We start from the raw sequence: 6,968 nt of genomic DNA, 5'->3' as shown, positions 1-6,968 counted from the left end.
TCTGATGTGACGCACATCGCCCCAGCGGAATTCGCCCCCTAACGCTGGCTCTGTGTTGCTGTGGGTCAAGGAGATGAGGAGTCTGGCGTAGTCAAGCACCGCAGCTACTCCACCGCTTCCCACGTTGAACGCCCGGTAATTAGCAGCGTCCTGTTCCATGACGAGGACATTAGCCCGGGCTACGTCCGAGACATGGACGTAGTCTCGCAGTTGCTGGCCGTCTTCGTAGATCGTAGGAGCTCGGCCATTAAGCAGTTGGAGAGAGAAGGTTCTCAAGATGCCGGAATAGGCGTTGAAGAAACTCTGACGTGGGCCCTGAGTGATGCTGTAGCGGAGAAGGACTGTTGGGACTTCGTACTTCTCCCCCAACTTAAGAGCATACAGTTCCTGGCAGTACTTTGAAACGGCGTACTGATTATTCGGATTGACCACGGATTCATCAGTTGGTAGAGATCTCATAGTGTCTCCGCAGATCTGACACCTGACGTCCCAGTCTCTTCCGGTGAGCTGGGAGAGGGGGCGGGGAGGTGGGTACTGAATGCCATGTGAGGGACACTCGTATTTGCCCTCACCGTAGACGGCCTGGGAGCTGGCTACTACTACCTTCGTGACCGGAAGGCGCTCATTAATGATGATCTCGTAGAGAAGGGCAGTGCCGACATCATTCACCTGGGCGAACTTGCTGAAGTCCGTTAAGTAGTCCTGGTAGGCCGCCAGATGGAAGACAACCTCTATATCTGATAGAGCCTTTCTCAGAGTGGGTCCGTCGCAGACGCTGCCCTGAACGAATTCAAGGTCATTCGAGACATAGGCTTGCTTTGTCCGGTGTGGATGTACCGGAGCTTCAAGGCTGTCCAGAATCCGGACGTTGTGCCCTTTCTGCGAAAGGAGGTCAGCGGTGTGCGAGCCTATGAACCCGGCACCGCCGGTAATCAGACAGTTCATGCCGGTATCATACTACCACACACACATTGCTGGTGACGAACCGCAGAATGCCGATGGGGCGTCCGAGCCGTCAGGTCTGAGGTTCCGGTGGGGCTTCTGCCTTGTGGGGGTTGTTTCTAGCCGCGCGTCTGTCGCGCCTGCTCCTGATTGGCAGGAACACACCTATGATGCACAGAATGGCTATACTTGTTCCGGTTATGACGTTTCCGGCTATTCTCAGGGGTGATGTCGTGAATTCCAGGGTCACGTCATATTCACCACGCTCCAAGTAGAAGCTGTTCAAGCACTCGTACATCATTTGAGATTGGATCGCCTCACCGTTGAGGCGTGCCACCCAGTTTGGATGGTAGGACTCCGACAAGACCAGATACGAGGGTGAATCGAGGTTGACGTGCACTTTGTACTTGCCTGGTCGTATCTTGGTGTATTCGACGCTGGTGTCGATCTCCTGAGTGACCACTGAGAGTTCGTCGAAGTACAGTGGGAATTCACCGGCTTGGTTACTGCCGTCCTCTCTTGCCACACCGATCCGGAGGCGGTTGATCTGGTCGAGATCGAGTCGACTATTCTGATCGGGCGAGTCCCTCAGAATTAGGAGGGAGACAGGGGAATTGACCTCATTCCAGCCAGCCTTGATGCCATCGACTGCATCCAGTACAACGTCATATCTGCTGCCATCACTCTCGAGAAGGCTTAGGGTCAAGTGCATGTCGGGTAGGTTGTACTGGCTGTAGAAGACCAAGTGAATAGCGTCATTCTGGTGGAAGCTTATCCCCTCAACGTTTGTCTCCAGGCAGAGGTAGTCGGCGGGAGTGACAAGGTGATAGGAACTCTTCACGCTGGTTTCGTCCGAGAGGTGGTACTCGTCGCTCAGAGAAAGCACAGCCTCTTGCGTTCCCTCAGCGCAGCTCAAATTGATTGTATCCCCATTATGAAGATCGATGGCTCTTTCGTTGGTGTTGGAAAAGGAGAATACCCGGGGTTTCAGAGAGTGATTCTGGTATATGTCTATGGTCTCGCTGGACCATACCCTTTCGAAGTTGCTGTCCAGGATGACGTTGGACGAAAGACGATTGGTCTTGTCGAAGAGAACGTACTTCACGTTGAAGATACTGAGCCATTGGCTCAGGTCAAAGGGACCTTTCTTAATGTCTGTGTTAAGAGATTCCAGGGCACTCGCTGTGTATTTGACCGCTAGTGACAGCCCTGGGCCATATAGGGTCTCTTTCCCATGCAGGTATGTCCAAAACGTGGGTCTTATTATGTAGCCGGCCTTGGCATCATAGACATATGCGTCGAACGGTGGATCGGCTATGCGGTAATCGCCGTCTTCTTTCTCCGCAAGCCAGGCAAGGGCATTTCCCTGGTCAGGAGGCAGGGTGAAAGTGCTGAAGGCCGTTCGGGTCTCTTGCCATGTGTTGCCAACTATGATCAGGCTCACCAGCATTGGGACAAAGAAAGGGATGCCGAGAGGTCTGAGCTTCCTAAGCTGCATATGCTGCAGTCGCTCCGTGATACTTTGGACGCAGAACCCTATGAGAACCGCGTAGGCAAAACTGGTGAAGAGCAAGAATCTCACAGGAGTTCTCAGCCTGGTGAAAAGGGGTACATACCGATAGGCCAACCCAAAGACATCTATGGTGAGGTGTGGTCCCATGACAAGAGGCACCGCTATTAGGATTGAAGCTAAGAAAAACCAGACGTATTTGTTCCTGCGGTTGAGGATTATGCCGAGCAATACCATGGGGAAAGGAAGGATCCGCAGAATCTCAAGGAAGACTGATCCTGCTGATCCGTAGGCACTTGAGAGGGCACAACATAAGCCAGGTCTTAACGTAACTGCCTGAAGGAAGCTGGCGCTGTAGTTGCCTGCTTCGTTTGCAGGGAAGCTGGTGGCATAGGAATAGCGTATCTCCGAGATCAAGGGAAGCCACCAAAATGCGGTCAAGAGAAGCGACAGGCAAAAGGCGGCAGCAGAAGTGACGGTGATGCTCCTGAGATACTCTCCGCCTCTCTGCCGTTCCCACCAGATTCGCAGAATGACGTATAGAACCAGGAATGGACCAACCAGAAGGGGGAACACTTGGGGAAAGGTCAGTGTCAGAAGCGCCAATAACACTCCGTTAATGAGGACGTATTTGATGCCGGGATTCTTGATCGACCTTTCAAGGCACAGGAGTATCAAAGGGATTAGCACGTAGGGCAGGCCGAAAGCCCCCTGATGACCTTCAAAACCTACGTCAATTATGTGGTAGGGAAGGAACACGTAAGCCAGCCCGGCGACGAAGCTGGCATACCGATTCTTGGTCAGCTCATAAACGTACAAGTAGGCGAAGACTCCGGACAGGACGAAGAAGGAGAGATAGAGCAGCTTGGTGCCAAGGACCCATCCAAAGGGAAAGCTGAAGGACAAGATCAAGCAGACGGGCAACGGGGGAAATACACAGAACTGAGGGTATCCCAGGAGCCAATCACCGGTCCAACCAGGCAGCATGTGGTGGAGAAAGATAGAATTGCTGGCAGCTTGAGCCGACAGCATCTCCCCGATAGTGTCATGACCTTTAGGAATGCCCGGATTGAACCAGTTGCTGGTGGCGGCCAAGGTGACTAGCACGAGAAGACCGATGTCGTACGCTCTGTGCTTTTGCAGGTGGTCTGTCACCTTGTGGATCATGGATCACTACTTTCCGTGTCTAATAGTTGATCACCCTTGATCGTTGTACCCTCTATGAGATCACGCCCGGCGCTGCCATCTCGCAGGCTTCCGCGGAACTGCTCAGACAGATGGAATCTTTTGACTGGTTCAGACATGGCAACAGCTGACATAATAGAGGAGAATAGTTGACCAAGTAGTTGTACCAATTGTTGAGCTAGTGCAGGCATGTTGTCAACCGGCAGTACAGCCAGTGATCCCGCGATGGCCGTTACTGCCGTACTGATTGCCCGTGCGCTGGCCGCCGCATGTGAAATGGTTCACGGTGTTATGTTATACTACTCACGTTTTGACTCGAAAGTGGAGCAACTCTTCAGACCAATCGCTTGAGGTGATCATCTATGAAAACGATTATCCTTTGTGGCGGCAGAGGCATGCGACTGCAGGAGGAAACCGAATACCGTCCCAAGCCGCTGGTCCCCGTGGGTGGGCGGCCTATACTATCGCATATCATGCGGATATATGCGCAGGCCGGCTTCCGTGAATTCATACTATGCCTGGGTTACCGTGGTGATATGATCAAGGACTACTTTCTCAAGTACGAGGCCATGAGCAATGATTTCACTGTATGCCTCGGCCGTCAGCACGCCATTGACTACAACAGTTCGCACGAAGAACAGGATTATCATGTTACCCTGGCCGATACAGGTCTGGAAACGATGACGGGCGGGCGCGTGAAGAGGGTGCAGAAGTACGTGAACGAAGATACATTCATGCTAACGTATGGTGATGGGGTTGCCGACATAGACATCAATGCGCTACTGAAATTCCATTGCAGCCACGGTCGTTTGGCAACAGTGACAGCGGTTCACCCGACTTCGCGTTATGGTGTCCTCGAAATAGGTGATGAAGGAAGCGTGTTGAATTTCGCGGAGAAACCCGTGATGAATGACTGGATGAGTGCCGGCTTCTTCGTGTTCAACCGCAAGTTCTTTGACTACTTGGAAGGGGATGATTGTTTCATGGAGTTTGGCACACTCCAGCGCCTAGCCCGGGAAGGGGAATTGATGGCATACAAGCATGATGGCTTCTTCTTCTCCATGGATACTTACCGTGACTATAGGTATCTCAATGACTTGTGGGACAAGGGACAGACGCCTTGGATAAGAAAGTAATGCTGAACGCGTCGTTCTGGCAGGACCGGCCGACTCTGGTGACCGGAGCCACTGGTTTGCTGGGTGGCTGGATCGTCAAGCACTTGCTTGGTTTGGGTGCCGATATCGTGTGCCTGGTTCGCGATTGGGTGCCTGGAAGTGAATTGGTGCGGTCGAGTGTCATCGAGCGGGTGAAGGTGGTACGGGGTGACATTTGTGATGCGGCACTCTTGGAAAGGGTGCTAGGCGAGTATGAAATTGACACGGTTTTCCACCTGGCCGCTCAAACCATAGTTGGGATTGCCAATCGCAATCCAATGTCGACTTTTCAGACAAATGTCGGTGGCACATGGTCTTTGCTTGAGGCATGCAGGCGCAGCAGCAAGGTCAGGACCATTATAGTGGCTTCGTCAGACAAGGCGTATGGAGATCAGGAGAGACTCCCCTACGATGAGAATACGCCTTTGCAGGGCAGGCATCCTTACGACGTAAGCAAGTCCTGTGCTGACCTGATTGCGCAGAGCTACTTCGCCACTTACAAAATGCCCGTTGGCATAACACGTTGCGGCAACTTCTATGGAGGGGGCGACTTGAACTGGAACAGGATAGTACCCGGGACAATTCGTTCAATACTGCGCGGCAAACAGCCGATCATACGGTCAGACGGGCAGTATGTGCGGGACTACTTCTACATAGAGGATGGGGCGGCTGCGTATATTCTCCTGGCAGAGCGACTGGCAGACAATCCGGAACTGCACGGAGAAGCATTCAACTTTTCCAACGATACCCCGGTGTCGGTGCTTGAAATTGTGGAACGTATTATCAAATTGATGGACTCCAATCTTGAACCTGTGATTCTGAACGAAGCCAACAACGAGATCAGGCAGCAATATCTGAGTTCGGCTAAAGCGAGGAAGATGCTGAACTGGGAGCCTCTGGTGACGCTGGATGAGGGGCTGGGCCGCACCATCTCCTGGTATCGTGATTTCGTCTCGACCGAGCGGTAGGTCGGATTCCGTGGAACAGGCGAAGGGCCCTGTTGAGGGTGTCGCCTATCTGTGTGTTGCTTGCGTCGGTCATGGCCAGAATCCGATAGTTCGTCTCTATGCTTGTTCACGTTCATACAGAGTGAGGTCGTTCATTTGATCAATCGTCCTGAAGTTATCCTTGACGAGCTCGAACAAGTCTGGGTAGAACTGGTCAAAGTCATCCCCCACGATTACCCTGACTGGCAAGCTAGGTTCTCTCGGTTGCCCGTCTTCTTGGGATTTGCCGACAGATCCAGCAAGGAGATAGTCGACTACTTTCTGCCTATCACTCTTGAGAATGAGCTCCGCAAATCCGGGGATGGCCAAAGGGTTGGCTGTGGCTGATTCCATGTAATATGCCGTCTGATTCATACTGAGGATAAGCACCTCATCACCTGGAGAGAAGTAGTCTCTTATGAAATTGACACTCTCTGTGAAGCCGTACGGAGTACGACCAAGCAGCATCCTTGAACCACCGTCTTGTGTACCCCAGCCGGCGGTCAAGCCATAGAAGACAGGACTGTTGTTGAACTCGGTACCTGCCAGATTGGGGAAGCTGCTTGAATAAGTGAGTTCATGAGAGACTGCGATACCGCTGCGATATTGCGCGAAGGCCACGCAGGCTGGCGACGAGTTGAAGGCTATCCAGTAGTATGCTCCAGCAATCACGGGGGTTGAAGGCAGTCTTATGCTATTCCAGCCGCCCTTCACATCTGTGCCCGCGTCGTTGGTATTCAGCAGTGCTGCTGGAGTACCCGCGCTATCAGCATATAGTGCCACCTTGACGCTGCCACAGTTCGTGCATTTGACTTTGATGTAATCTACGTTGCCAGAGTGCGTGGCAGCAAACCTGTCCATGTGTATTTGGTTGGGATAGAAGGGCGCGATCGAAGAAATGGCGTCGTATTCCCCCATGTTTCGCTCACTTGCTGCCTGGGTTTGAATCCTGCTGGCAAGTTTCGGGAAGAGTCCGAGAATTCCACTCGCGTAGCAAATCAACAAGAGTGACACCAATAGAAACAGAAGGCCTGTAGTCATGTTGGATGCTCTGCAAGTTATTCGAGGAGATCTATTGAAACTATGGAGGAAACGTTCCAAGAGAGAGTCAGCGAATAGGGCGATCAAAAGGAATGCTGGAGTGAACCCCCATGATTGGACAGAAAGGGTTAGGAGAGCCTGGCGGGGTGG

5 protein-coding genes are annotated in these 6,968 nt (G+C 52.5%); 2 read left to right on the top strand and 3 right to left on the bottom strand.

Annotated features, from left to right (window positions below):
• Both NTZ04_03690 and NTZ04_03685 read right to left on the bottom strand, forming a co-directional pair.
• A partial coding sequence (locus tag NTZ04_03690; GenBank protein MCX5991418.1) for an NAD-dependent epimerase/dehydratase family protein occupies nt 1-945 on the bottom strand: 945 nt, incomplete at its 3' end.
• Nucleotides 946-1,015: 70 nt separating this feature from the next.
• Nucleotides 1,016-3,619, bottom strand: a complete 2,604-nt coding sequence (locus tag NTZ04_03685; protein ID MCX5991417.1) for a hypothetical protein — start codon at nt 3,617-3,619, stop codon at nt 1,016-1,018.
• 380 nt (nt 3,620-3,999) lie between these two features.
• Here NTZ04_03685 and rfbF point away from each other — a divergent pair, with 380 nt between their 5' ends.
• A complete protein-coding gene (rfbF, locus tag NTZ04_03680; GenBank protein MCX5991416.1) occupies nt 4,000-4,773 on the top strand; it encodes a glucose-1-phosphate cytidylyltransferase in 774 nt (257 codons plus the stop codon).
• Entirely contained in the window at nt 4,773-5,759 is a 987-nt protein-coding gene (locus tag NTZ04_03675) for a GDP-mannose 4,6-dehydratase (protein MCX5991415.1), read from the top strand. Before rfbF ends, NTZ04_03675 begins: the two co-directional genes overlap by 1 nt.
• Before the next feature lie 96 nt (nt 5,760-5,855).
• Here the strand turns inward: NTZ04_03675 and NTZ04_03670 are convergent, their stop codons facing one another.
• Complete coding sequence (locus tag NTZ04_03670) at nt 5,856-6,695, bottom strand: hypothetical protein (protein ID MCX5991414.1); 840 nt, start codon at nt 6,693-6,695, stop codon at nt 5,856-5,858.
• Nucleotides 6,696-6,968: the final 273 nt, after the last annotated feature.

The organism is Chloroflexota bacterium (genome assembly GCA_026389585.1).
Lineage (GTDB): Bacteria > Chloroflexota > Dehalococcoidia > UBA2247 > RBG-13-53-26 > JAPLHP01.
This window is presented reverse-complemented; position numbering and strand designations above follow the sequence as displayed.